General features: G+C 68.6%; 27 protein-coding genes. 12 read left to right on the top strand and 15 right to left on the bottom strand.

What is annotated here, in order from left to right; translation table 11 throughout:
- Positions 1 to 2 precede the first annotated feature (2 nt).
- Together OG817_RS38275 and OG817_RS38270 are read right to left on the bottom strand one after the other, a co-directional pair.
- Positions 3 to 281, bottom strand: a complete 279-nt coding sequence (locus OG817_RS38275; protein WP_406049824.1) for a conjugal transfer protein TrbC — start codon at positions 279 to 281, stop codon at positions 3 to 5.
- Between the two features lie 14 nt (positions 282 to 295).
- Positions 296 to 910 carry a DUF6668 family protein gene (locus OG817_RS38270; RefSeq protein WP_360451627.1) on the bottom strand — a complete coding sequence of 205 codons (615 nt, stop codon included), beginning with the start codon at positions 908 to 910 and terminating at the stop codon, positions 296 to 298.
- Between the two features lie 249 nt (positions 911 to 1,159).
- Between OG817_RS38270 and OG817_RS38265 the strand changes: the two genes are divergently transcribed.
- Together OG817_RS38265 and OG817_RS38260 are read left to right on the top strand one after the other, a co-directional pair.
- On the top strand, positions 1,160 to 2,584 hold the full coding sequence (locus tag OG817_RS38265; protein ID WP_406049823.1) for a hypothetical protein: 1,425 nt from the start codon (positions 1,160 to 1,162) through the stop codon (positions 2,582 to 2,584).
- A gap of 26 nt (positions 2,585 to 2,610) precedes the next feature.
- Entirely contained in the window at positions 2,611 to 2,826 is a 216-nt protein-coding gene (locus OG817_RS38260) for a hypothetical protein (RefSeq protein ID WP_406049821.1), read from the top strand.
- Between the two features lie 60 nt (positions 2,827 to 2,886).
- Here OG817_RS38260 and rplI read toward each other — a convergent pair whose 3' ends face one another.
- The 5 genes from rplI to OG817_RS38235 all read right to left on the bottom strand — a co-directional run bounded on the left by rplI (position 2,887) and on the right by OG817_RS38235 (position 5,957).
- Complete coding sequence (rplI, locus tag OG817_RS38255) at positions 2,887 to 3,333, bottom strand: 50S ribosomal protein L9 (RefSeq protein ID WP_131363436.1); 447 nt, start codon at positions 3,331 to 3,333, stop codon at positions 2,887 to 2,889.
- A gap of 14 nt (positions 3,334 to 3,347) precedes the next feature.
- Positions 3,348 to 3,581 carry a 30S ribosomal protein S18 gene (gene rpsR, locus OG817_RS38250; protein ID WP_012924539.1) on the bottom strand — a complete coding sequence of 78 codons (234 nt, stop codon included), beginning with the start codon at positions 3,579 to 3,581 and terminating at the stop codon, positions 3,348 to 3,350.
- Positions 3,582 to 3,661: 80 nt separating this feature from the next.
- A complete protein-coding gene (locus tag OG817_RS38245; RefSeq protein ID WP_360451621.1) occupies positions 3,662 to 4,249 on the bottom strand; it encodes a single-stranded DNA-binding protein in 588 nt (195 codons plus the stop codon).
- Between the two features lie 92 nt (positions 4,250 to 4,341).
- On the bottom strand, positions 4,342 to 4,632 hold the full coding sequence (gene rpsF, locus OG817_RS38240; protein WP_130386399.1) for a 30S ribosomal protein S6: 291 nt from the start codon (positions 4,630 to 4,632) through the stop codon (positions 4,342 to 4,344).
- A gap of 197 nt (positions 4,633 to 4,829) precedes the next feature.
- On the bottom strand, positions 4,830 to 5,957 hold the full coding sequence (locus OG817_RS38235; RefSeq protein ID WP_406049819.1) for an MFS transporter: 1,128 nt from the start codon (positions 5,955 to 5,957) through the stop codon (positions 4,830 to 4,832).
- A 94-nt stretch (positions 5,958 to 6,051) separates the two neighbouring features.
- Between OG817_RS38235 and OG817_RS38230 the strand changes: the two genes are divergently transcribed.
- Both OG817_RS38230 and OG817_RS38225 read left to right on the top strand, forming a co-directional pair.
- Positions 6,052 to 6,552 carry an Lrp/AsnC family transcriptional regulator gene (locus OG817_RS38230; RefSeq protein WP_360451617.1) on the top strand — a complete coding sequence of 167 codons (501 nt, stop codon included), beginning with the start codon at positions 6,052 to 6,054 and terminating at the stop codon, positions 6,550 to 6,552.
- Between the two features lie 31 nt (positions 6,553 to 6,583).
- Complete coding sequence (locus tag OG817_RS38225) at positions 6,584 to 7,387, top strand: deoxyribonuclease IV (RefSeq protein WP_406049818.1); 804 nt, start codon at positions 6,584 to 6,586, stop codon at positions 7,385 to 7,387.
- Here OG817_RS38225 and OG817_RS38220 read toward each other — a convergent pair whose 3' ends face one another.
- Positions 7,388 to 7,807 carry a hypothetical protein gene (locus OG817_RS38220; protein ID WP_396394586.1) on the bottom strand — a complete coding sequence of 140 codons (420 nt, stop codon included), beginning with the start codon at positions 7,805 to 7,807 and terminating at the stop codon, positions 7,388 to 7,390.
- Positions 7,808 to 7,843: 36 nt separating this feature from the next.
- Between OG817_RS38220 and OG817_RS38215 the strand changes: the two genes are divergently transcribed.
- Positions 7,844 to 8,377 (top strand): NUDIX domain-containing protein, encoded by a 534-nt coding sequence (locus OG817_RS38215; RefSeq protein ID WP_406049817.1) that lies wholly within the window; start codon positions 7,844 to 7,846, stop codon positions 8,375 to 8,377.
- Here OG817_RS38215 and OG817_RS38210 read toward each other — a convergent pair.
- From OG817_RS38210 to OG817_RS38200, 3 genes are all read right to left on the bottom strand, one after another.
- Entirely contained in the window at positions 8,331 to 9,554 is a 1,224-nt protein-coding gene (locus tag OG817_RS38210) for an MFS transporter (protein ID WP_406049816.1), read from the bottom strand. The genes OG817_RS38215 and OG817_RS38210 overlap by 47 nt on opposite strands.
- Positions 9,555 to 9,698: 144 nt before the next feature.
- A complete protein-coding gene (locus OG817_RS38205; RefSeq protein WP_406049815.1) occupies positions 9,699 to 10,415 on the bottom strand; it encodes an SDR family NAD(P)-dependent oxidoreductase in 717 nt (238 codons plus the stop codon).
- 20 nt (positions 10,416 to 10,435) lie between these two features.
- Complete coding sequence (locus OG817_RS38200) at positions 10,436 to 11,002, bottom strand: TetR/AcrR family transcriptional regulator (protein ID WP_396394582.1); 567 nt, start codon at positions 11,000 to 11,002, stop codon at positions 10,436 to 10,438.
- Between the two features lie 130 nt (positions 11,003 to 11,132).
- On the opposite strand from OG817_RS38200, the gene OG817_RS38195 reads away from it, so the two are divergent.
- From OG817_RS38195 to OG817_RS38185, 3 genes are all read left to right on the top strand, one after another.
- Positions 11,133 to 12,053, top strand: a complete 921-nt coding sequence (locus OG817_RS38195; protein WP_396394581.1) for an SDR family NAD(P)-dependent oxidoreductase — start codon at positions 11,133 to 11,135, stop codon at positions 12,051 to 12,053.
- 62 nt (positions 12,054 to 12,115) lie between these two features.
- Entirely contained in the window at positions 12,116 to 13,246 is a 1,131-nt protein-coding gene (locus OG817_RS38190; RefSeq protein WP_406049814.1) for a lipid II:glycine glycyltransferase FemX, read from the top strand.
- A gap of 4 nt (positions 13,247 to 13,250) precedes the next feature.
- Complete coding sequence (locus OG817_RS38185; RefSeq protein ID WP_406049813.1) at positions 13,251 to 14,252, top strand: alanine racemase; 1,002 nt, start codon at positions 13,251 to 13,253, stop codon at positions 14,250 to 14,252.
- A gap of 5 nt (positions 14,253 to 14,257) precedes the next feature.
- Here the strand turns inward: OG817_RS38185 and OG817_RS38180 are convergent, their stop codons facing one another.
- Positions 14,258 to 14,623 carry a VOC family protein gene (locus tag OG817_RS38180; protein WP_396394579.1) on the bottom strand — a complete coding sequence of 122 codons (366 nt, stop codon included), beginning with the start codon at positions 14,621 to 14,623 and terminating at the stop codon, positions 14,258 to 14,260.
- 125 nt (positions 14,624 to 14,748) lie between these two features.
- Here OG817_RS38180 and OG817_RS38175 point away from each other — a divergent pair, with 125 nt between their 5' ends.
- Both OG817_RS38175 and OG817_RS38170 read left to right on the top strand, forming a co-directional pair.
- A complete protein-coding gene (locus OG817_RS38175; RefSeq protein WP_406049812.1) occupies positions 14,749 to 15,471 on the top strand; it encodes a methyltransferase domain-containing protein in 723 nt (240 codons plus the stop codon).
- A 10-nt stretch (positions 15,472 to 15,481) separates the two neighbouring features.
- Positions 15,482 to 15,850, top strand: a complete 369-nt coding sequence (locus OG817_RS38170; protein ID WP_406049811.1) for a VOC family protein — start codon at positions 15,482 to 15,484, stop codon at positions 15,848 to 15,850.
- On the opposite strand, the gene OG817_RS38165 is transcribed toward OG817_RS38170, so the two are convergent.
- Positions 15,847 to 17,004: an NAD-dependent epimerase/dehydratase family protein gene (locus OG817_RS38165; protein ID WP_396394576.1), complete on the bottom strand. Its 1,158-nt coding sequence runs from the start codon at positions 17,002 to 17,004 to the stop codon at positions 15,847 to 15,849. The two genes, OG817_RS38170 and OG817_RS38165, sit on opposite strands and share 4 nt — an antisense overlap.
- Positions 17,005 to 17,168: 164 nt before the next feature.
- Here OG817_RS38165 and OG817_RS38160 point away from each other — a divergent pair, with 164 nt between their 5' ends.
- Positions 17,169 to 17,888: a class I SAM-dependent methyltransferase gene (locus OG817_RS38160; protein WP_406049810.1), complete on the top strand. Its 720-nt coding sequence runs from the start codon at positions 17,169 to 17,171 to the stop codon at positions 17,886 to 17,888.
- A complete protein-coding gene (locus OG817_RS38155; RefSeq protein ID WP_406049809.1) occupies positions 17,885 to 18,352 on the top strand; it encodes a GtrA family protein in 468 nt (155 codons plus the stop codon). The genes OG817_RS38160 and OG817_RS38155 overlap by 4 nt, the downstream gene beginning before the upstream one ends.
- On the opposite strand, the gene OG817_RS38150 is transcribed toward OG817_RS38155, so the two are convergent.
- The gene (locus OG817_RS38150; protein WP_406049808.1) at positions 18,261 to 20,465 is read right to left on the bottom strand and encodes a glycosyltransferase family 2 protein; all 2,205 of its coding nucleotides are present in this window, start codon (positions 20,463 to 20,465) and stop codon (positions 18,261 to 18,263) included. The genes OG817_RS38155 and OG817_RS38150 overlap by 92 nt on opposite strands.
- A 47-nt stretch (positions 20,466 to 20,512) precedes the next feature.
- Positions 20,513 to 21,412, bottom strand: a complete 900-nt coding sequence (locus OG817_RS38145; RefSeq protein ID WP_406049807.1) for an NAD-dependent epimerase/dehydratase family protein — start codon at positions 21,410 to 21,412, stop codon at positions 20,513 to 20,515.
- Positions 21,413 to 21,467: the final 55 nt, after the last annotated feature.

Raw genomic sequence — 21,467 nt, 5'->3', positions numbered from 1 at the left:
GATCACTGCAGGGCGCCGACGAGCAGCGTCGAGGATGCGATCACGATGCAGGCGGTGAGCACCCAGCCGAGCCGGGCGGCATGCTCGCCACCTTCACCGCGACGCTGGCCGACGGCCATCATGGCGCCGGCGATCAGGATGCCGAGAACGCAGACGGCGAAGGCGATCCAGCGCACCCAGTCGATCACCAGCTCGAGTTTCTCGCCGCCGGGTGGCCGGGTGCCGCCACCGCCGAGCGGTATCAGGGCATGCGTGTCCGAGATCAGATGGGCCAGCATCATCGCGGAGGGACCTTTCAGTACGGGGCGGGATAGTCCGCAGGGTTCGCGGCGCGCAGTGCGTAGATGGATTCGAGGACTTCGAAGACCTCGTCCGGGGTGTTCTCCGGCGTCGGAGCCTCCCCTCGGCGCCACTCCTCGATCCAGGGGATGTCCCAGACCCGCGGCACGCCGCCGCCGACGATGTCGGCGAAGTCGTCGAGCACCCGGGGCAGTCGCCCGGGCGCGTCCGCGATCAGCACCAGGCCCAGCACGGCGACGCCCTGGACCACACCGGACGCCCACTCGACCGCGGCCCGCTGGGCGGCCCGCAGACCGGAACCATGCGTCCGGGCGACGAGGACGACCGGTGTCGGCACCGGTGGTGGCGGGATCGGCCAGCGATGGTTCGCCGCCCGGCTCCCCGGAAGGAGGAGCGACATCGTGGTCTCGCCAGCGCCACCGTGCACACCGACCCACCAGAGTGTGTCCGCGGCCGGAATCGCGAACTTGGGCAGCCGCTGGTCCTCGGCCGGCGCGGAAACACCGTGCTGAGGTGCGGACGGCCCGCCCGCGGGCTGCGGCGAGGGACCCGGCGGTGGCTGGTGCGGACCTGAAGTCGTTGACTGCCGATCCCACGGATTCTGCGTCATGGCCCCTCCTTTCGTGGTGTGTGACAAGCTGTCGCTCACCGTATTCTCTCAATTCCCGGATGTACGTTGCGTGAGTTATCCACAGGCCTTGCGACCCGCCGCTCCCTGGCCGGAGCAGTCGAGCCGGGCCGGGCTCGCAGAGTCCCGTGGGCCCGGATTTCTGGCCTGCGGTGGACGCTGCACATGCTAGAACGGGGGCGGCGTAGTCGGATGAACGAGGGAGATCTGTGGCGGGAATGAGAGGTCGCCGTGGCTGAGAAGATCCCGTCCTGGCCCAAGGTGACGATCCGGTTGCACGACGACCGCAACGCCGAGGTCACCATCGCCGGGCGGACCCATCCGGTCAGCAACCACCGAGATCCACGGCAGGCCGCGATCTCCGTCGTGAGCGATCGGGCCGCACAGCTCGGCCGGCCGGTGCGGGCAACCGCGGTGGAGTCCGACGGTTCCTCCTGGCCGCTGATCGTCCACCCCGACGGCCGGGTCGACGCAGTGGACTCGGAGAGCCGAAGCAGCACCGGCAGCGGCGGCGCCCGAAGGCCGGGCTGGCCGGTCATCGCCGGCATCGCGCTGGCCGTCGTACTGATCGCAGGTACGACGCTCTACTTCACGGTGTTCCGGGATGGCGACAGCGACGCGGCCAAACCGTCGGAAGCACCGAAGGTCCCGACGCTGCCCGAGCCGAAGGTCGTACCGGACCAGTTCTCGGCCCGGCCGGTGCCACCGGGCTGGTCGACCAAGGCGAGTTGGACGGTCGACATCGCCGCGAAGTCGGCGCCTGCGGTGTCACCGGACGGCAAGCAGGTCGCCATCCTCACGCCGAACGAGAAGGTCGCGGTCTTCGACGGCAACGGCAAGGTCCTCTGGCAGGACAAGGTGCCGAAGGACGCGCAGAGCCCGGTCTACACCACGATCGACTCCAAGCCCGTGCTCGCGGTGGCGGCGCCGGATGCCTTGTACTACTGGGCTGGTGGCGGTGCCGGCGCCACCTCGGTGGAGCTGCCCGACCAAGCGCAGGTGCAGTTCTTCGGGACGTCGCCGCTGATCAAGGTGGAGGGCGACGCCGGTGCGAGCATGGTGGCGGGCGGCAAGCTGAAGGCGGTGCCGAACCAGCCGCGCCTGTCCACAGTTCTGCTGGCCGAGAGCGACAAGGCCTTGATGGCGCGGTACACCGGTCCGCTGTTCTGGAGTCAGCTGGACAAGGGTCTGCAGACCGTCAACCCGAAGGCGCCGTCCGGGTCGAAGGGCATCGAGCATGTGGTCGCCGCCAGCCCCGGCCGCGCGCTGGTGCTGTGGAGGTCGGCCACCAAGGACATCGTGATCCCGGTAGTGCACTCGACGGTGAACGGCGCGGTCCTCGCCACCTGCCCGGTGGCGAAGGAGGCTGACGTCGAAAGCTGGCAGTGGGTGCCGGACCAGACCGGCAAGGTCGCTGCCTGGGGTAACTGCGTGATCGACTTCGCGCACAAGTCGACGGCGCGGTACACCGACTTCCAGCCGGTTTCGGTCACGGGTACGACGATCTACGGGATGGTCGGCAGTGATCTCGTCGCCACGACCCCCGGCGGCAAAGGCCAGACTCTTCCCGCCGATACCGCGCGGCCGTGGGGTGTTGCGGATGGGCGAGCGCTGGTGGTGCACGACTCGACGTTGTACGCGTTGGACAAGAAGTGAATCGGTCGGGCCGCATGCTTGCGGCAGTGCTGGTGACAGCAGGGTTGCTGGTGCCGGCCGGGCGGGTGATGGCCGACGACGATCCCGGTCCGGTGCAATGGCCTCGGGTCGCTCTACCTGATGCCGGAGGCAACCAATCGGATCCGGGACCGGTCAAGTGGCCGAAGGTCGCCAAGCCGGAGAACGGCGGCGAGGGCAACGACCCCAAGCCACTCCCCTGGCCGACGCCGACCCCCGGCTGAGCAGAACACGACAAGGCCCGCATCCCCTGAGGGAGATGCGGGCCTTGGGTGTTGCTGAGGTCAGACGGCCGCGACCTCGAGGCGGACCGTGGCGGCCACCTCGGGGTGGAGCTGCACCGAGACCTGGTGCTTGCCGGTGCTCTTGATCGGCGACGCGATCGCGATCGCGCGCTTCTCGACGAGCGGGCCGCCGGCGGACTTGATCGCGCCGGCGATGTCGGCCGGGGTGACCGAACCGAACAGACGGCCGGTCTCGCCGGCCTTGACGTCCAGCGTGACGTTGAGCTGCTCGAGCTGGTTCTTGACCTCGCTCGCGTGCTCCTTGCCCTGGATCGCCCGGGCGTCACGCGCCCGCTTGATCGACTGGATCTGCTTCTCGGCGCCGCGGGTCCAGCCGATGGCCAGGCCGCGCGGAACCAGGTAGTTGCGGCCGTAGCCGTCCTTCACCTCGACGATGTCGCCGGGGGCTCCGAGGCCCTCGACCTCCTGCGCCAGGATGAGCTTCATGGTTCGGGCCTCCCTCAGCGAGCCGTGCTCGTGTACGGCAGCAGCGCCACCTCACGAGCGTTCTTGATAGCGGTGGCCACATCGCGCTGGTGCTGCACGCAGTTCCCGGTCACCCGGCGGGCGCGGATCTTGCCGCGGTCCGAGATGAACTTGCGCAGCAGCGCGGTGTCCTTGTAATCGACGTACGTCGCCTTGTCCTTGCAGAAGCCGCAGACCTTCTTCTTCGGCTTCCGAATGATCTTGGCCATTGTGGTGCTCTCTTCCTTCCAGAGCCCGGCACACGTGCCGGAATGGTCTGTCTTACATGGTTACGACCCGGAGCGCCGGATCAGAACGGAGGCTCCTCCATCGAGCCGCCGCCCTGGCTGGCCCAGGGGTCGTTCTGCGGGGCAGCCTGACCGCCGCCACCACCGCTGCCGCCACCCTGCGGGGTCGCCCAGGGGTCGTTCTGCGGGGCGCCGCCACCTTGGCCGCCGCCACCGAAGTTGCCGCCACCCTGGTTGCCACCACCGCCACCACCGAAGCCGCCGCCGTCTCCGCCGGGACCGGAGCGCATCGCCCGGGTCACCTTCGCGGTGGCGCTGCGCAGGCTCGGTCCGACCTCGTCCACGTCGATCTCGAAGACCGTGCGCTTGTTGCCCTCACGGTCGTCGTACGAACGCGACTTCAGCCGGCCCTGCACGATCACGCGCATGCCGCGCTGCAGCGACTCGGCCACGTTCTCCGCGGCCTGGCGCCAGACGGAACAACTCAGGAACAGCGACTCGCCGTCCTTCCATTCACCTGTCTGCCGGTCGTACGTCCGCGGCGTCGACGCGATCCGGAAGTTCGCGACGGCGGCACCGGACGGGGTGAACCGGAGCTCAGGATCGTCGACAAGGTTGCCGACCAGTGTGACGACGGTTTCGCCTGCCATTGCCGTTCCTCCTGCTATCGGGTGTGTCTGTGTCTACAGCTATCAGTACCGGCTGGTGCCGACAGTACCGATGGCTGCTGACGACCCCAGGGTCAGTGCTGGTCCGGCCGGATGACCTTGGTGCGGAGGATCGACTCGTTCAGCGTGAGCTGACGGTCGAGCTCCTTCACCACCGCCGGCTCGGCGGTCAGGTCGACGACGGCATAGATGCCTTCGGACTTCTTCTTCACGTCATAGGCAAGCTTGCGGCGACCCCAGATGTCGAGCTTCTCGACCGTGCCACCTTCCTTGCGGACGATGTTCAGGTACTGGTCGATGGACGGCTCCACGGTGCGCTCATCGAGCTCAGGGTCGAGGATCACCATGACTTCGTAACGACGCATGCGCGAACTCCACCTCCTTCGGACTTGGCGGCCACGGTCTCTCCGTGGCAGGAGGGCGATGCGATTCGCTTCACGCCGACACTTGCCGTCGGCGCCAAGCAACGAGCCCGGTCGATGGACCGGGCCACATCCAAGAGAATACCAGCGTCCGGACGCCCGCTTGACCATATCCACAGGCCTGTTCCGATGACTCTCCGTCACCATCTGACGACCTCGAGTGCGGGGCGCCGGGCCACGAGCACCAGCAACGGTACGGCGAGAACCGCCGAGACCAAGGTCAGGACGCGGAAGCCACCGAGGCTGAAGAGCCAGGTCGAAGCGGCCGTGGCCACCGCGGCCACGGTCCAGATCCACGACTCCACCTTGCTCTCCAGGTGCGCGGAGAGCTGCGAACTGCCACCGAGGTAGCAGAGGTTCCAGGCGTAGCCGAGCAGGAACAGAGCCGGCGTGAAGACCGGACCGGCATGAACGATCAGGACACCAGAGACGAGGATCAGGCCAAGGCCGGCAACCAGCACCGGTCGGGAACCGAACCGGTCGATGCACCACCCGGTCAGCGGGGACAGGGCGAACATGCCGAGTGTGTGAGCGGACAGCATCAACCCCAGCACGCCGAGGCCATCACCGTGGTTGTGGGCGTGCACAGGAACGGAAGTCATCAGAGCCACCATGACCAGGTGGCCCACGACCATCACACAGGCGGCCAGCGCAACCGGCGTACGACGAGAGACCGCGGAGTGGTCGCGAGACACGGGTACGTCGGTGGCGTGGGCGGCGACCCGGATGTAGGTGGAGGCGACCAGCGCGGCGAAGACCGCCGCCAGGGCGAGCAGGAAGGGTCCGGCAGTTGCCGGCAGGCCGAAATCGGCGGCGAAGGACTGAGACGGCGCCATGAAGAACGGTCCCCCGGCCGCACCCACAGTACTGGCCCAGACGACTGTGCTCATGGCCCGCGCGCGTCGGGCGGGCGGTACGGCGTCAGCAGCGGCGTACCTGGACAAGAGGCTCGCTGCATTACCGGCGCCGAGCAGGAACATCCCGATGAACAGCAGTGCCAAGTGGGCACCGACCGCAGTAAGTACTGTCAGCGCCCCGCCGGCGACACCGACGCCGTACCCCATGCGGAGTGCTTGCGCTCGGCCCAGCCGGGCAGTCCAGCGGCCGACGGCCATGGCGCCGGCTGCGGTACCCAGAACGCCAGCGGCGTTGGGCAGACCGGCCACGCCGGGACTCAACGCGTCCGCGATCAGGATGGTGCTCACCGCACTCGCGGCGACCATCGCGGCGTTCATCAGGGCGGCGGCCAGAACGACGGGGATCAGCATGAGATCCACGCTAGGAAGGCGCATCCTGCGGTTGAAGGCAGGAAGAAAGGCGTTCGGCCTTGCGGAGCAGCGATGTCGAAGGTGTTCTGGGGAGATGACCTTTCAGGAGCGTGAGCTCGACTCCACCGACTGGCAGATCCTGTCCGAACTGCAGACCGACGGGCGGCTGTCGTTCAACCAACTGGGCAAGCGGGTCAACCTGTCGCCGCCGGCCGTGGCGGATCGGGTACGGCGGCTGGAGGAGTCCGGCGTGATCGCCGGATACCGGGCCGAGGTGGATCCGGCTCGGGCCGGTCAGCCGCTGTCGGCTTTCGTCCAGATGCGCTGCACGACCGGGCGCTGCCTGCTGAAGACCACGCGGGCGGAGGACTTCCCAGAGGTCCTGGAGATCCACAAGCTGAGCGGCAACTCCTGCTCGATGCTGCGGGTCCGCGTCACCTCGATGAGTCACCTGGAGGGCCTGTTCGAGCGCCTCGGCGAGCACGGCGAGATGAACACGCACATCGTGCTGTCGACCGAGTTCGAGGGCCGTCCGGTGCAGCCTCCGGCGCAGGAGTCACGGCCGGTCACCCGATCGGCGGGCTGGGGTTCGTGAACTGTCCGTGGGCGGTTCTAGGGTGGGTCCCATGACTGTGAAGCTCGGTGCGCACGTGGACCAGGCAGACCCGCTGGCCGAGGCGGCCGACCGGGGCGCCGACCTGGTGCAGTTCTTCCTCGGCAACCCGCAGGACTACAAGGCGCCGAAGCTCGCGTACGCCGATGGCGAGGATGCGCTCAAGGAACGCGCGGCCACCGCGGGCATCGACCTGTACGTGCACGCGCCGTACCGGCTGAACGTGGCGAACACGAACAACCGGATCCGGATCCCGAGCCGCAAGCTGCTGCAGCAGACGCTCGACAAGGCCGCCGAGATCGATGTCAAAGGTGTGATCGTGCACGGCGGCCACGTCGGCGACGAGGACGACCCCGAGGCCGGCTTCGACAACTGGCGCAAGTGCATCGAGCGCGCGCAGCTGCCTGTCCCGCTGCTGATCGAGAACACCGCCGGCGGCGAGAACGCGATGGCCCGCCAGCTGGACCGGATCGCCCGGCTGTGGGACGCGGTCCAAGCCTCCGGCAACGACCGCCTGGAGAACGTCGGGTTCTGCCTCGACACCTGCCACTTCCACGCGGCCGGCGAGGAGTTGCCGACGATCGTCGAGAAGGTGAAGGCGATCACCGGTCGGATCGACCTGGTGCACGCCAACGGTTCACGGGACGAGTTCGGCTCCGGCGCCGACCGGCACAGCAACTTCGAGGAGGGCCACATCGACCCGGCCGACATCGTCGCGGTGGTGCAGGCAGCAGGTGCGCCGGCGGTCGTCGAGACGCCGAACGCCGATCACGGTCAGAAGGCCGACATCGACTATCTGCGGGCGCACCTGAAGTAGCTACTCCTTCTTCGCGGGGATCACGTGGTGCAGCCAATAGGTGATGCCCCACGGCAGGAGCAGTGCCAGTGAGCCGGTGTCGCGGGCAGGGATGAGGATGTCCGCACCGATGGCCACCACCAGCAGGACAGTGGTCGCCTGGAAGACGGTGAACTTGCCGACCAGTGGCTGGTTGAGGGCGAGGCGGCCCACAGCGCAGGCCACGTCAATCGCGAGGAGGGCTGCGATCGAGATCGCTGCCAGCGCGACGCCGGTCCACGCCAAGCCGCCGTACTGCGCTGATTCGCCGACGACATCGGCGAGCAGGAAGACCCCGACGACCGCGGTGAGCGCGGCTGCGGCCCACAGCATCCGCTGAGTTGTCCGCCGGGCCCGTTCGGGATCAGGCCGGGCGTCAGGCGGTGGATCGGGGTGCGCCATGAGTGGGACCGTAGCGCAGGCGGAACAATGGCCACCATGCAGACCTGGGCCGAGCGGTTCCCCGAACTCTTCGCACCCGGCTACTGGACCTGGGGTGATCTCGACGTCCGGTTCACCACCGAGGAGCCACCGGACGAGCTGATCAGCAACGTGCACGTGGTCGCCCGGACCGCCGGCGGTATCGTTGTCTGCGGCAACGACCTGGGCTGGCGCTTCCTGCCCGGCGGCACCCGGGAGCCGGGCGAGACGATCGAGCAACTCGTCCATCGTGAACTGCTGGAGGAGGCCGGCGCCCGGCTGGCCGGTCCGATGAGCTGGCTCGGCGCGCATCGGGCGGTGCATCGCCGGCCGGCGCCGTACCGTCCACATCTGCCGCACCCGATCTCCTACTGGGCCAACGTCGTCGCGGACGTCGTGATCGAACAGGAGCCGACCAACCCCGAGGACGGCGAGCAGGTCACGGAGGTCCTCGTGCTGCCGCCGGACGAGGCGATCGCCTACCTCGACGCGCAACCGGACGGCGTCATGGGACCGATCGTTGGACTGGCTCAGGCAATGGAGCTGGTGTAGCCGACCGCCACGGCAGGACGGCCGCGCTGAACAGGCAGCACACACCGGCCACGACCATTGCCCCACGCAACCCCATCACCACGGCGAGCGCGCCACCGATCGCCATGAACGCAGGCTGGACACAGCGAGAGCTGATCGACCAGGCGGTCAGCACCCGGGCCATATAGGCATCCTCGGTGACCTCCATCCGGTACGTCGCGAACGACGGGTTGAAGGCACCGGCCATGAGCAGCATCCCGGCCTCGGCCACGGTCAGCCACACCAGCCCGGCCAGACCCGCCGGCGCGAACGGCAACGGCAGAAGCCACACCGCTCGCAGTGCACCGAACACCAACAGCATCTTGTGCAGCCCCAGCCTGCGGGTGAGCGGCGGCGCCATTCGTGCGCCGAGGATGCCGCCGAGACAGGACACTCCGAGAACCACTCCGTAGCTCCAAGGCTCCAGCTTCAGGTCGCGCAGCATCAGCACGGTGAGCAGTGGCGACACCATCATCACCGGCCCACCGAAGAGCTGCGAGTTCCAGAACAGGGCGCGCAGTCCGCGGTGCCCGAGGATGTATCGCCAGCCGGCGGTGATGTCGCGCTTCTCCTTCCGCGCCACCGGCTCCGGCTCCGGCTGCTGGATCCGGCGGATGCCCAGCGCCGACAGCAGGAACGAGACCGCGTCGACCCCGAGCGAGGCCGTCGCGCCGACGAGGCTGACAAGCGCACCGCCGATCGGCGGACCGACGGTCAGCGTCGTCCACGTCGTCTGCTCGAACTTGCTGTTCGCCTCGCCCCGCGCGGCCGCCGGGACCAGCGCCTTCAGGTGCGCACCGCTCGCGGCGGTGAACGCGATCAGGCCCGCGGCCTGGATGACGCCGACGACGCACAACTGGGTGTACGTCATGACGCCGAACGCCGCGGCGATCGGCACCGACGCCAGCGCCCCGAACCGGATCAGGTCCGACGCGATCATCACTGGCCGCTTGTGCCGCTGCTCGATGAAGTCGCCCATCGGCAGCGCGAGTGCGGCACCGGCGAGCGTGGACAACGCCGCGAGCAGGGAGACCTGGAAGGTCGAGACGTCGAGCGCGAGCACCGCGACGAGTGGAAGAGCTCCGTTTCCTACCGCACTGCCGAGCGCACTGATGGCGAAAGCGGCCCAGAGCCGCCGGAAGTCTCGACCCAAGGACATCCCGCGATCGTAGGAGGCGCCGCCGACAGAACCAGCGCAGGTTGAGGCCGCCGTCGCACCCCGGCCCGCTGGCGGGTTGTTTCACCGCTGACGCGTAAACAACCCGCTAGCCATCACAAAACCCGCCACCCGCCGGCTGCACTCCTAGCGCAGGTTGAGGCCGCCGTCGAGGAGGACGACTTCGCCGGTGATGTAGGAGTTGTGCACAAGTGACGAGATCAGGTCCGCGACGTCCGACGGCTGGGCCGCGCGACGCATCGGACTCGAGGTTTTCCACAGCTCCTGCGCCTCGGTCCACGACGCCGTGAGTGGTGTGTCGACGAGTCCGGGCGCGACCGCGTTGACGCGCACGTCAGGTCCCAGCGCCGCGGCCAGCAACTTGGTCACGTGATTCAGTGCGGCCTTGCTGGCGGCGTACGCGATCGAGCTTCCCTTCGGCCGCACGCCGGCGTGGCTCGTCACGTTGACGACGCATCCACCCGATTCGCGCAGCGCCGGGAGAGCCGCCGTACACAACAACCAGGGCGCGATCAGGTTGACGTCGAGCAGCCGTCGCCAGTCAGCCGCGGACAACCCATCGAGCTCCGCGTGCGGCACCGGCCAGCTGATCCCCGCGTTGTTCACCAGTACGTCGAGCCGCCCATGCTCAGCCAGCACACTCGGCACCAAGCCACTGGCCGCGGCATCGTCCTCGAGATCGACCTGGTGATACGACCCACCCAGTTCCGCGGCCAGCGCGACGCCAGCCTCCACGCTGCTTCGCGAGTGGACCGCAACGACCATCCCGTCGTCCGCCAAGCGCCGAGCCGTCGCCGCCCCGATCCCCGACGCGGACCCCGTCACCAACGCCACCTTCTGCATCCCGCAACCCTAGAAGCCGGTCAGGGGCGGTAGCGGAGGCCGTCCAGGAGAAGGTCGAGGAGTCGGTCGGCCTGGTCGCGGCGGCTGCCGGCGGCCAGCGCCACGCCGCTCAGGCTGACGAGGACGTCCTCGGCGGGAACGTCGGGACGGAGTTCGCCCGCGGCGGCGCCGGCGTCGAGGAGCGGTTTGATGGCGCCGACCAGGAGCTCGAAGCTGTGCGCATACGGGTTGGCGCCGGCCGCGATCACGGCACGGAGCGCCTCGGCCATGCCGAGCTTGCGGGTCATGTAGTCGATGAAGCGGTCCATCCACGCGCGCAGCGCCTCGGCCGGCGGCAGCTTCTCGAGCAGCTCGGGTGCGGCGTCGCAGACAGCCGCGAGCTCGCTGCGGTACGCCGCCTCGATCAGCGCGTCGCGGGTCGGGAAGTGCCGGTACAGCGTGCCGATCCCGACGCCGGCGTCCTTCGCGATCCCGTCCAGCGTCGCCTCCAGCCCGCACTTCGCGAACGCGCGCGACGCGGCGGCCAGGATCTGGTCGCGGTTGCGCTGGGCGTCGGCCCGTAGCGGGCGCTCAGTCGTGCCCGTCATCTCCCCCTCCTCACAAACGTGCGGCTAGCGAAAACCTAGCGGACTTGTTAATCGGAGGCTCCTCCGGTTAACTGGATTTACCGGAGGTTCCTCCGGTTACAGCGTAGCTCGCAGAACAGGAACAGACCTGATGAGCAGAATCACCACCCCCTTCGGCTATGACTCCACTGCCGCCGAGGTGATCGCCGGCGTCGACCTGGCCGGCCGGCGCGCGGTCGTCACCGGCGGCGCGTCGGGCATCGGTGTCGAGACCGCCCGTGCCCTGGCCTCGGCCGGCGCCGAGGTCACTCTCGCCGTTCGCAACACCGCTGCCGGTGAGCGCACGGCGGCCGGCATCATCGAGTCGACCGGCAACAATCACGTCTTCGTGGCGCCGATCGAGCTCGCCGACCGCGAGTCGGTCAAGGCCTTCGCGGCCACCTGGGAGGGCCCGCTCCACATCCTGGTGAACAACGCCGGCGTGATGGCCGAGCCGCTCAACCGCACTCCCGAAGGCTGGGAACACCAGTTCGCCACCAACCACCTCGGTCACTTCGGCCTCGCCCTCGGTCTGCACGACGCCCTCGCGGCGGCCGGCGACGCACGCGTCGTCGCGGTCAGCTCCAGCGCCCACCTTCGTTCGGACGTCCACCTCGACGACCTTCACTTCGAGCACCGGCCGTACGAGCCGTGGTCGTCGTACGGGCAGTCGAAGACGGCCAACGTCCTGTTCGCCGTCGAGGCGTCCAAGCGCTGGGCGAGTGACGGCATCGTCGCCAACTCCCTGATGCCGGGCGGGATCCGGACCGCGCTGCAGCGGCACGTCGCGCAGGACCTGCTGACGCAGTGGGAGACGGAGTACCGCTGGAAGACCGTCGAGCAGGGCGCGTCGACCTCGGTGCTGCTGGCCGCATCGCCACTCGTGCAGGGCGTGACCGGCCGGTACTTCGAGGACAACAACGAGGCTCTGCCCAACGTGCCGGGCGAGAACACGGGTGTCGCGCCGTACGCGCTCGATCCGGAATCGGCCACTCGGCTGTGGGATATATCGATCGAGCTGCTCAACAGCTGAGGTTTGATCAGGTCACCGGCTCGGCTACGGTCTGAGGCTCCGGGCCGGTAACCTGACCGACCGTGAGTGACTTGAGCATCCGGACCATCTCGGCCGACGAGCACGCGGCGTACGTCGCTGCGCAACCGTCGGCGAGCTTCCTGCAGACCCCTGGGTGGGCGGCGGTGAAGAGTGAGTGGAAGGCGGAGTCACTCGGCTGGTACGACCCGGCCGATCCGGCAGAGCTGGTCGGCGCCGGACTGGCGCTGTACCGGCAGATGCCGAAGGTGAAGCGGTACCTGGCCTATCTGCCCGAGGGTCCGGTGATCGACTGGGACGCTGTCGACCTGGGCCGGTACCTGCGTCCGCTGGCCGCGCATCTGCAGGAGCATGGGGCCTTCGGCGTACGGATGGGTCCGCCGGTGGCGACGCGGCGGTGGGGTGCGAAGACGATCAAGGACGCGATCGCCGGCGGACAGCAGCCGAAGCTCGGCGACGTACGCGCGGACGTGATCGAGCCGTCCGGTGCGGCGGTGGCCGCGCAACTACGGGCACTGGGCTGGAAGGCGCCGAAGGCCGGTGAGGGGTTCGCTGCCGGGCAGCCGCAGTACGTGTTCCAGGTGCCGCTGGCCGGCCGCACCCAGGAAGACCTGCTGAAGGGCATGAACCAACTCTGGCGCCGCAACATCAAGAAGGCGGAGAAGGCCGGCGTCGAGGTGACGCAGGGTGGTCCCGAGGACCTCAAGGCCTTCCACGCGCTGTACGTCGAGACGGCCGAGCGGGATCACTTCACCCCGCGGCCGCTGCCGTACTTCGTCAAGATGCTGGACGCGATGGCGAACCAGCCGGCCGGCTGCTGCGACTTCCGGATCTACAACGCCTACCATCAGGGCGACCTGGTCGCCTCGACGATCTGGGTCCGGGTCGGCGGTCACTCCTGGTACTCCTACGGAGCCAGCTCGACCGCCAAACGCGACGTCCGCGGATCGAACGCGATCCAGTGGCGCATGATGGCGGACGCACTCGCCGCGGGCGCGTCCGTGTACGACCTACGGGGCATCACCGACACCTTGGACCCGAACGACCCGCACGTCGGGCTGATCCAGTTCAAGGTCGGCACCGGCGGCGAGGCCGTCGAGTACGTCGGTGAGTGGGATCTGCCGTTGAACAAGGCGCTCTACACCGCATTCGACCTCTACATGAGACGGCGTTGACACCATGCCCCTAGTCCTGCACGTCGATTCCGATCGATGGCGCGAACACCTGCGTTCCACGTGGAACCCCGACATCGTCCCGGTCGCCAAGGGCAACGGGTACGGGTTCGGCAACCCCCGGCTGATGGCCGAGGCCCGGGCGCTCGGCGCCCGCACGATCGCGGTCGGCACGTACTTCGAGGTGCCGCCGGATCCGCGTGAGGACGTCGTCGTACTGTCGCCGTGGCGCCCGTTCCTCGACGTGCCGCAGAGCAAGAACGTGATCCACACCGTCAGCCGGCTGGCCGACCTGGTCTCGATCCCGGCCGGCAGCCGGGTGCTGATCGAAGTACAGACCTCGATGCGCCGGCACGGCATCGGCGCCCGCGAACTGCGGCACACGATGCTGCTGAACGCGCTCGACCGGATCCGGTTCGAGGGCTGGTCGCTGCACTTCCCGATGGGAGCCGGCGGTACGTCGGCCAACCTCAGGGAAGCGCAGGAGCTGGGCAAGGCGGCCGAGGCGGTCCGGCGCGGCACGCTGTGGGTGTCGCACGTGCCGGCGCAGAAGCTGGCCGACGTCGGCGCGAACGTCAAGTTGCGGATGGGCACCGGCCTCTGGCTGGGCGACCGGGGTGCGCTGACCGTGCGGGCGACCGTACTGGACGTGCACTCGGTCCGCCGGGGCGAGCGGATCGGCTACCGGCAGCGCCGGGTGAGCGGTGACGGCCACATCCTGGTGGTGTCGGGCGGGACCGCGCACGGTGTAGGCCTGGAGGCTCCCACCGCGGCGGCCAGCGTCCGTCAGCGGGCGATCGCGATGGCGAAGGGCAGCCTGGACGCGGCCGGCATGGCACTGTCGCCGTTCACGATCGAGGGCAAGCAGCGCTGGTTCGCGGAGCCGCCGCACATGCAGGCCAGCATGCTCTTCCTGCCCTCGTCGGTGGCGCCCCCCGCGGTCGGCGACACGGTCGGTGTCGACGTCCGCTTCACCACCACGAGCTTCGACAAGGTGTCGATGGACTAGAACGTCTAGGCCGGCGAGGCCAGGTCGATGACGGTGCCGTCGGGGCAGCGCAGGTACGACGAGACCTGCCCCCACGGCGTCTTCTCCGGAGCCTTCAGCGGCTCCGCGCCGGCGTCGACGGCCCGCTGGAAGTCGCCCTCGACGTCCTCGCTGGTGAGCCCGAGCTCGAAGCCGACCGCGCCGGGCGTGCCGACGGCGGACAGGTGGCTCTGGCCGACCGCGTAGGTGGCGAAGACGATCTTGGTGTCGCCCGCGTCCACCTCTCCCGCGCCCTGGTCCCAGTAGGTCCCCTTCAACCCGAACGCGCGCTCGAAGAACTCGATCGACGCCTTGGCGTCCTCGACGTACACGATGGTCTTCGCGAGCTTCACGACCCTGCTCCCTGTCTTGCGAGATCGACGGGACGGTCCCGACACCCAGCCTGACGCAGATCCGCCCGGAAGTGTGACAACCTCCGGCTTGACTTCAGGTGGACCTGAAGTTGCAGCGTGAGGTCATGAGCTTTCTGGATCGGATCGAGGAACGGGCCGGAGCAGCGGAGCTCCGGGCGGAGTCGTACCGGCTGCTGGGCCTGAAGCGGGGCGCGACCTGCGTCGATGTGGGTTGCGGCGCCGGGCCCGCGGTTGGCGAGTTGGCCGAGAAGGGCCTCAAGGTGACCGGCGTGGACGCGGACCCTGAGGCGATCGACGCTGCCCGGACCCGCGTGCCCGGTGCGATGTTTCACGTGGCACGGTCCGACGACCTGCCGCTGGAGAACGAGTCGGTGGACGGCTATCGCGCGGTCAGGCTGTTCCACCTGCTCGAGGACCCGGTCCCGACGGTGGCGGAGGCGCGACGGGTGGTGCGGCCGGGCGGACGGATCGTGCTCGGCGGGCAGGACTACGGCTTCCTGCTGATCGACAGCGCCGACCAGGACCTCACCGACGTCGTACTACTGGGCCTCGAGTCGCGCTCGGTGTCCCCGCGGGCGGCCCGCAGCCTCCGCGATCTGCTCCTCGATGCCGGGTTCCGGGACCTCGAGGTCGTCGTACGGACCGAGGTCGTGACGGATCACTCGGTGATGGCGCCTCAGCTGGAGATGGCGGCGGCCGCGGCGGTGAAGGAGGCTCTGATCACGCAGGACGACGCCGACAGTTGGCTGGCCGAACAGGCCGACCGCGGCCGGCGCGACCGCTTCCTCGCCGCGATCCCGACGCTGCTTGTCGGTGGGCGTGCCTAGGGTGTGGTGAATGAGCGAGAAGATTCCGTTGATGGGTGTGGTCCTCGACGCACCGGACGCGCAGGAGCTGGCCCGGTGGTACTGCCGGCTGCTCGGGTGGGAGCTCGGCGACGACGAGGAGGGCTGGGCGACCGCGATCGGCCCGCAGGGCGTGACGAAGTTGTCGTTCCAGGGCGAACCGGCGTACCAGCCGCCGAGCTGGCCGAGCTCTCGCGAGCAGCAGCAGATGCAGCTCCACCTGGACTTCAAAGTGGACGACCTGGAGACGGCGCACCGGCACGCGATCGACGCCGGAGCGCGGCTGATGGAGTTCCAGCCGCTGCCCAACGTGCGCGTGTACGCCGACCCGGTCGGCCACATCTTCTGCTTCTTCGTCTAGGAGTTCTTCAGGTCCCCCCGCCAGCGGACGGTCGGCAGTAGTGCGGCGGGGTCGACCCGGTCCTTGTTGGCGGAGACGATGTCGAACATCGACTCGATCAGCGTCTCCGACAGCAGGTGCGGCTGCAGGCCGAGGCCGACCAGACCGGTGTGCTTGACGTTGTAGTAGTGCTCGGCCAGCTCGACCCGCGGGTTCTCCAGGTGCTCGACCTGGACGGGGCCGGCGAAGCACTCCGCGACCTTCTCCGCGATCTGGGCGACCGAGTAGCTCTCGGTCATCTGGTTGAAGACACGGAACTCGCCGGCGTCCGCGGGGTTCTCGACCGCGAGCCGGATGCACTCGACCGTGTCCCGGATGTCCAGCAGGCCACGGGTCTGGCCGCCGGTGCCGTAGACGGTCAGCGGCTCGCCGAGCACGGCCTGGATGACGAACCGGTTGAGCACGGTGCCGAACACGGCGTCGTAGTCGAACCGCGTCGCCAGCCGCGCGTCCTGCACGGTCTGGTCGGTCTGCTGCCCGTAGACGACGCCCTGGTTCAGGTCGGTGACGCGCAGGCCCCAGATCCGGCAGCCGAACTCGAGGTTGTGCGAGTCGTGCACCTTGCTCAGGTGATAGAAGGAGCCCGGCTTCTTCGGGTAGAGCATCCGGTCCTTGCGCCCGTTGTGCTCGACCTCCAGCCAGCCTTCCTCGATGTCGATGTTCGGTGTGCCGTACTCGCCCATCGTGCCGAGCTTGACCAGGTGGATGTCCGGATTCGTCTCGGCGATGGCGTACATCAGGTTCAGCGTGCCGACCACGTTGTTGTGCTGGGTGTAGACCGCGTGGGCCCGGTCGATCATGGAGTACGGCGCCGCCCGCTGCTCGGCGAAGTGGACGATCGCGTCCGGCTCGAACTCGCTCAGCACCCGGTAGACGAAGTCCGCGTCGAGCAGGTCCCCGACGTACGACGTGAGCCGCTTTCCGGACACCTCCTCCCAGGCGGCGACCCGGGCGTCCAGATCCTGGATCGGCACCAGACTCTGCACTCCCAGTTCGGTGTCGTAGCCCCGGCGGGCGAAGTTGTCGAGTACAGCGATGTCATGACCACGATCGGACAGGTGGAGCGCGGTCGGCCACCCAAGGTAACCATCACCACCGAGGACCAGTACGCGCACGAGGGGTTCCGCCTTCGCAGTAGAGAGAAAAGTTGCCGTTGTATCTGTTCCTATCCCGGCATGAACCAAACCTAACGTGATCAGTTCCACTTCGGAGGCTGAGAATCTGCTGGCAATCCGTCCCAGCCGTCACGGCCTCGCGGGGAGGGGGCACAATTGCCAGGATGCGGGAACATACCGGAGCCTTCAGCGACGCGACCGGACGCGACCTCGAGCAGGGTGGCGCCGACCAGCCGCGGTACCGCCGCTACCAGCACGACCTGATCGCGCCACACTGCGGACGCAGCGTCCTGGAGGTCGGCGCCGGGCTGGGTGAGTTCGCGGCTCAGTTCACCGGTCTGGACCGGCTGGTGCTCACCGATGCCGACCCGGATGCGGTCGAGTTGCTGGCGGAGCGGTTCGCCGACCGGCCGGAGGTGGAGGCGCGGCAACTGGCGCTGGGCGGCGAGCTTTCGCTGGGCAAGCCGGTCGACTCGATCGTCGCGATCAACGTGCTGGAGCACATCGAGGACGACGCCGCAGCGCTGAAATCGCTGGCCGGATTGGTGATTCCCGGCGGCACCATCGTGCTGTGGGTGCCCGGCTACCAGCAGTTGTACGGCGAGTTCGACCGCCGGGTGGGCCATTTCCGCCGGTACACGCCGGCCACGCTGCGCGACGCGTTCGAGCGGGCCGGACTCCAGGTCGAGCTGGCCAAGCCGGTGAACCTGCTCGGCGGGATCGCCTGGTGGGCAGCCGTTCGCCGGGGCGGCAGCACCAAGCCGAACCCGCGATTGGTCTCGATCTACGACCGGTTCGTCGTACCGGTGACGCGGGCGGTGGAGTCGGTGGTCCCGGTCCCGTTCGGGCAGACGGTGCTCGGCGTGGCCCGGGTGCCGGGATGAGGCTGCCGCGGTTCCGGTTGTTGCTTTGGGCAAAGTACTCCGCGTCGTCGGTGATCGCGGGGGTGATCAGCGAGCTGGCGTTCGCCTTGTGCTACTGGATCGGTGCACGCCCGCTGTGGGCGAGTGTGGTCGCGTTCCTTGCCGGCGCACTGCCGAACTACGTGCTGAACCGGCGCTGGGCGTGGGGTCGCACCGGACGGGCCGACCGCACACGCGAGCTGTTGCCGTACGCAATCATCGTGGTGGTCACCGCACTCGCCGCGGCGCTGGCGACCAGCGCCGCGGACCATTGGCTGCGGGATCGGATCGACTCCCACGTCTGGCAGACCGTGCTGGTCAGCGCGGCCTTCCTCGGCACCTACGGAGTGATGTTCATCCTGAAGTTCGTGCTGTTCGACCGGTTCGTGTTCGCCAAGCCGGAAGCCGCCGCAGTACGTACTCCCGCCACCACGTCCCAGTCATGACCCGGGCGTAGTTCGCGCCGTACACCAGGCCCGGGCCCTTCTTGCTGCTGCCGTCGCCACGGCGGCGCATCGTCATCGGCAGCTCGACGACCCGCGCGCCGCCGGCCAGCACACCGAGCAGCAACTCCGACGACTGGTACTGCGGCTCCCTCAGCGTCACCGAGCACGCGAGCGCCGCCCGCATCGCCCGGAACCCGAACGACGTGTCGGTCAGCTTCCGCCGGGTCAGGATCGACGCCAGTACGGCGAACACGCGCACACCGACCCAGCGCAGGCGACTGTCCGCGTCCTCCTCACCGAGTCGCCGGGAACCGGTGACGAAGTCGGCCCGGCCCTCCAGGATCGGCGCGAGCAACACCGGCAGCTCGTTGTTGTCGTACTGTCCGTCGCCATCCGTGGTCGCGACGTACTGCGCTCCGCCCTGCGCGGCGATCTGGTAGCCGAGTCGAAGCGCTGCACCCTGACCACGGTTGACCGGCGCGACGCAGACGTACGCGCCATGCCCGGCCGCGATCTCGGCGGTGTTGTCCTCGGCGCCGTCGACCACGACCAGTACGTCGACCGGGAGGCCGGCGCAGGTCTTGGGCATGTGCTCCAGCACCGGACCGATGCCGCCGGCTTCGTTGTACGCGGCAATCACCACGACGAGCGGGGCGAACGCCGGGTCACCGTGCCGTTCGCGGAGATCATCCAGCGCGGCCGAGTCGACCTTGTCCGGGTACTGCGCGAGCGGCGGGCGCTGCTGGCTCCGGCCGAGCAGTGCGGTCAGCCCCAGCGCACCGGCGAACGGGAATAGAACCAGTCCGGGCAACTGGTAGCGCCAAGAGAACTCGAAGGCGGCCGACCCGAGCAGCAGGATCACTGCCGCCGCGACCGGCAGCAGTGCGGCCGACCGGAGTCGCGATGTCCTCGCCCGGCCGAGCCCGAACGCCGCAGCGAACGCGATCAGGCCGGCGATGCCGAGCAGCAGGCCCGGGGTGTAACCGCCGTGCAGCTGGTACGCCCGCAGTACCTTGGCCGGCCCGGTGTTGACGTGCGGCTCGGTGCCGCCCCACTTCACCGCGGCCTTGGCGGTGTTGGGGTCGCTGACGTTCGGGTAGGTGAGCTGGAACTGCCAGCGGTCCAGCGGCACGTCGTCCGGCGAGGTGGTGCGCGTGGGCGCGAAGCCCTTGAAGAAGTCCTTCAGTGCCGCCCACGCCACGTCGCCCGGCTGGTGCCGGATCACGAGCATGCTGAAGTCGGTCGCCAGCTGCCGCTTCGTCGTACCGGCTGGCAACGGTCCGGGCCAGTTCGGATCGCCATAGTGGTCGTGGGCGTACTCGTCGACCCCCAGTCGGTGCCCGAGCGGTTCCTTGGGACAGAACAGGCGAGTGCCGTCGTTCAGCGGCAGCTTCGCGCAGTTGGCGACGACCGCGGTCCGGCCGTAGAGCACCTGGTTCTCGGCACCGGAAAAACCCCACCGGCCGGTTTGCGAGTGGAAGTACGTCACGTAGCCGCCGAGCACGATCGCGAACACGGCCGTTACCGCTGCGCTCCGGCCGAGCACCTTGCGCCAACTGGTCCGCCAGGCAGAGCCGACCACGACGAGGTAGATGACGACGGCAACGAGCAGAGTGATGCCGATGGTGCGCAGTACGAACGCCGCACCGAGGATCAGCCCGGCGGCGGCCGCCCGCTTCCAGCCGGGGGCACCCCATCCGAGCAGAAGCCACAGCAGACCGACCAGCAGTACGTCGAACAGGGTCTCGGCCATGATGTTCTGCTCGATCTGGACTTGGTACGCGTCCAGGAGCAGCGGTGCGGCTGCCAGAGCGGAGAGCCAGCGATAGACACCGAGCCGGCGGCACAGTGCGTAGATCGCGACGCCGAGGGCGAGGCCGATCACGTGCTGCAGGATCACCACGAAGGTGACGCCACCGAGCGCTGTCAGCGGCTTGAGGAAGAGCGAGTACCCGATCGGGTTGAGCTGATCGGGCTTCAGCTCGCGCATGTTGTCGAGGTAGCGCACCGAGTCGACGTACAAGATCGCCGGTTGGTACGCGATCGTCGCCAGCACCCGGAGCGCGGCCCCCAGCACCAGCAGCGCAACGAGCAGCCAGTGCTTCCTCAACATCTCTCTCCCGTCCCCGAGCGAAGCGAGGGGGCGGCGCAGTTGACTGATCACTGGTTGGAGAAGTAGTGCCACGTGCGGGCGAGCCCGTCTTCCAGGGACACCGTCGGCGCGTAGCCGAGGTCGTTGGTGATATCGACAACCACCGCCGGCATCTCACCCGCTGGTGCCTCGATGTGCTCAGCCGGCACCGGACATCCAGTCACCGTCCGCACCGTCTCGATCATCTCGAGCACCGACACCGAACGACCCGATCCGATGATCGCGCGCCCGTCGTACTTGCTGTCCAGCGCCAGCAGGATCCCCTTGACCACGTCATCGATGAACACCAGATCCCGCCGCTGCAGACCATCGCCGTACACCCGGACGCCGGTCCCGCTCAGGGCAGCCCGCATCATCCGCGGCACAAAACTGTCCTTGTGCGACATCCCCGGCCCATAGACATTCGTGAACCGCAGCGCGGCAGTCGCCATCCCGTAGCTACCCGAGTACGCCGACAGCAACATCTCGCACGCCGCCTTGGTCGCGCCGTACGGCGTGAGGGGCCGCAGGGGCAGGTCCGCGGTGATGGTCGACGTACCGACGTTGCCCACGACCGCGTTCGTGGACGCGAGCACGAAGGTCTCCACTCCACTGCCCCGGGACAGCTCCAGCAGCACCTGCGTGATGGTCACGTTCTGAGCGAACGTCTGCATCGGCGCATCCACCGACCGCAACACCGAGGTCAGCGCCGCAAGATGCACCACCGCGGTAGGCCGAGTCTCGAACGCCGCAACACACGTCTCCTGCTCGGCAAGATCCCCCGTCACCACGTGCACACCCTCGTCCCACGCCGGATCCGGCGGCTCCCGATCCACCGCGGTCACCGCAACCCCACGCTCCCGAAGCGCAGCCACCACAGCCCGCCCGATAAACCCGGCCGCCCCGGTAACCAGCACACGTTCGTCCATGCCCCTCAACCTACCGCCGACCGACCAAACCCGAGACACGGGCGAACAGTGCGCA

Origin of the sequence: Kribbella sp. NBC_00889 (assembly GCF_045207705.1) — a bacterium.
In the GTDB taxonomy this organism is placed as follows: domain Bacteria; phylum Actinomycetota; class Actinomycetes; order Propionibacteriales; family Kribbellaceae; genus Kribbella.
Note: the sequence above shows the minus strand (reverse complement) of the source record. Positions and strands in the feature narration are given on the sequence as shown.

Excerpts from the sequence above, each read along its gene's own strand:
- OG817_RS38275 (WP_406049824.1), bottom strand. The coding sequence starts at position 281 with ATGATGCTGGCCCATCTGATCTCGGACACGCATGCCCTGATACCGCTC.
- OG817_RS38270 (WP_360451627.1), bottom strand. The coding sequence starts at position 910 with ATGACGCAGAATCCGTGGGATCGGCAGTCAACGACTTCAGGTCCGCAC.
- rplI (WP_131363436.1), bottom strand. The coding sequence starts at position 3,333 with ATGAAGCTCATCCTGGCGCAGGAGGTCGAGGGCCTCGGAGCCCCCGGC.
- rpsR (WP_012924539.1), bottom strand. The coding sequence starts at position 3,581 with ATGGCCAAGATCATTCGGAAGCCGAAGAAGAAGGTCTGCGGCTTCTGC.
- OG817_RS38245 (WP_360451621.1), bottom strand. The coding sequence starts at position 4,249 with ATGGCAGGCGAAACCGTCGTCACACTGGTCGGCAACCTTGTCGACGAT.
- rpsF (WP_130386399.1), bottom strand. The coding sequence starts at position 4,632 with ATGCGTCGTTACGAAGTCATGGTGATCCTCGACCCTGAGCTCGATGAG.
- OG817_RS38235 (WP_406049819.1), bottom strand. The coding sequence starts at position 5,957 with ATGCTGATCCCCGTCGTTCTGGCCGCCGCCCTGATGAACGCCGCGATG.
- OG817_RS38230 (WP_360451617.1), top strand. The coding sequence starts at position 6,052 with ATGACCTTTCAGGAGCGTGAGCTCGACTCCACCGACTGGCAGATCCTG.
- OG817_RS38225 (WP_406049818.1), top strand. The coding sequence starts at position 6,584 with ATGACTGTGAAGCTCGGTGCGCACGTGGACCAGGCAGACCCGCTGGCC.
- OG817_RS38220 (WP_396394586.1), bottom strand. The coding sequence starts at position 7,807 with ATGGCGCACCCCGATCCACCGCCTGACGCCCGGCCTGATCCCGAACGG.
- OG817_RS38215 (WP_406049817.1), top strand. The coding sequence starts at position 7,844 with ATGCAGACCTGGGCCGAGCGGTTCCCCGAACTCTTCGCACCCGGCTAC.
- OG817_RS38210 (WP_406049816.1), bottom strand. The coding sequence starts at position 9,554 with ATGTCCTTGGGTCGAGACTTCCGGCGGCTCTGGGCCGCTTTCGCCATC.
- OG817_RS38205 (WP_406049815.1), bottom strand. The coding sequence starts at position 10,415 with ATGCAGAAGGTGGCGTTGGTGACGGGGTCCGCGTCGGGGATCGGGGCG.
- OG817_RS38200 (WP_396394582.1), bottom strand. The coding sequence starts at position 11,002 with ATGACGGGCACGACTGAGCGCCCGCTACGGGCCGACGCCCAGCGCAAC.
- OG817_RS38195 (WP_396394581.1), top strand. The coding sequence starts at position 11,133 with ATGAGCAGAATCACCACCCCCTTCGGCTATGACTCCACTGCCGCCGAG.
- OG817_RS38185 (WP_406049813.1), top strand. The coding sequence starts at position 13,251 with ATGCCCCTAGTCCTGCACGTCGATTCCGATCGATGGCGCGAACACCTG.
- OG817_RS38175 (WP_406049812.1), top strand. The coding sequence starts at position 14,749 with ATGAGCTTTCTGGATCGGATCGAGGAACGGGCCGGAGCAGCGGAGCTC.
- OG817_RS38170 (WP_406049811.1), top strand. The coding sequence starts at position 15,482 with ATGAGCGAGAAGATTCCGTTGATGGGTGTGGTCCTCGACGCACCGGAC.
- OG817_RS38160 (WP_406049810.1), top strand. The coding sequence starts at position 17,169 with ATGCGGGAACATACCGGAGCCTTCAGCGACGCGACCGGACGCGACCTC.
- OG817_RS38155 (WP_406049809.1), top strand. The coding sequence starts at position 17,885 with ATGAGGCTGCCGCGGTTCCGGTTGTTGCTTTGGGCAAAGTACTCCGCG.
- OG817_RS38150 (WP_406049808.1), bottom strand. The coding sequence starts at position 20,465 with ATGTTGAGGAAGCACTGGCTGCTCGTTGCGCTGCTGGTGCTGGGGGCC.
- OG817_RS38145 (WP_406049807.1), bottom strand. The coding sequence starts at position 21,412 with ATGGACGAACGTGTGCTGGTTACCGGGGCGGCCGGGTTTATCGGGCGG.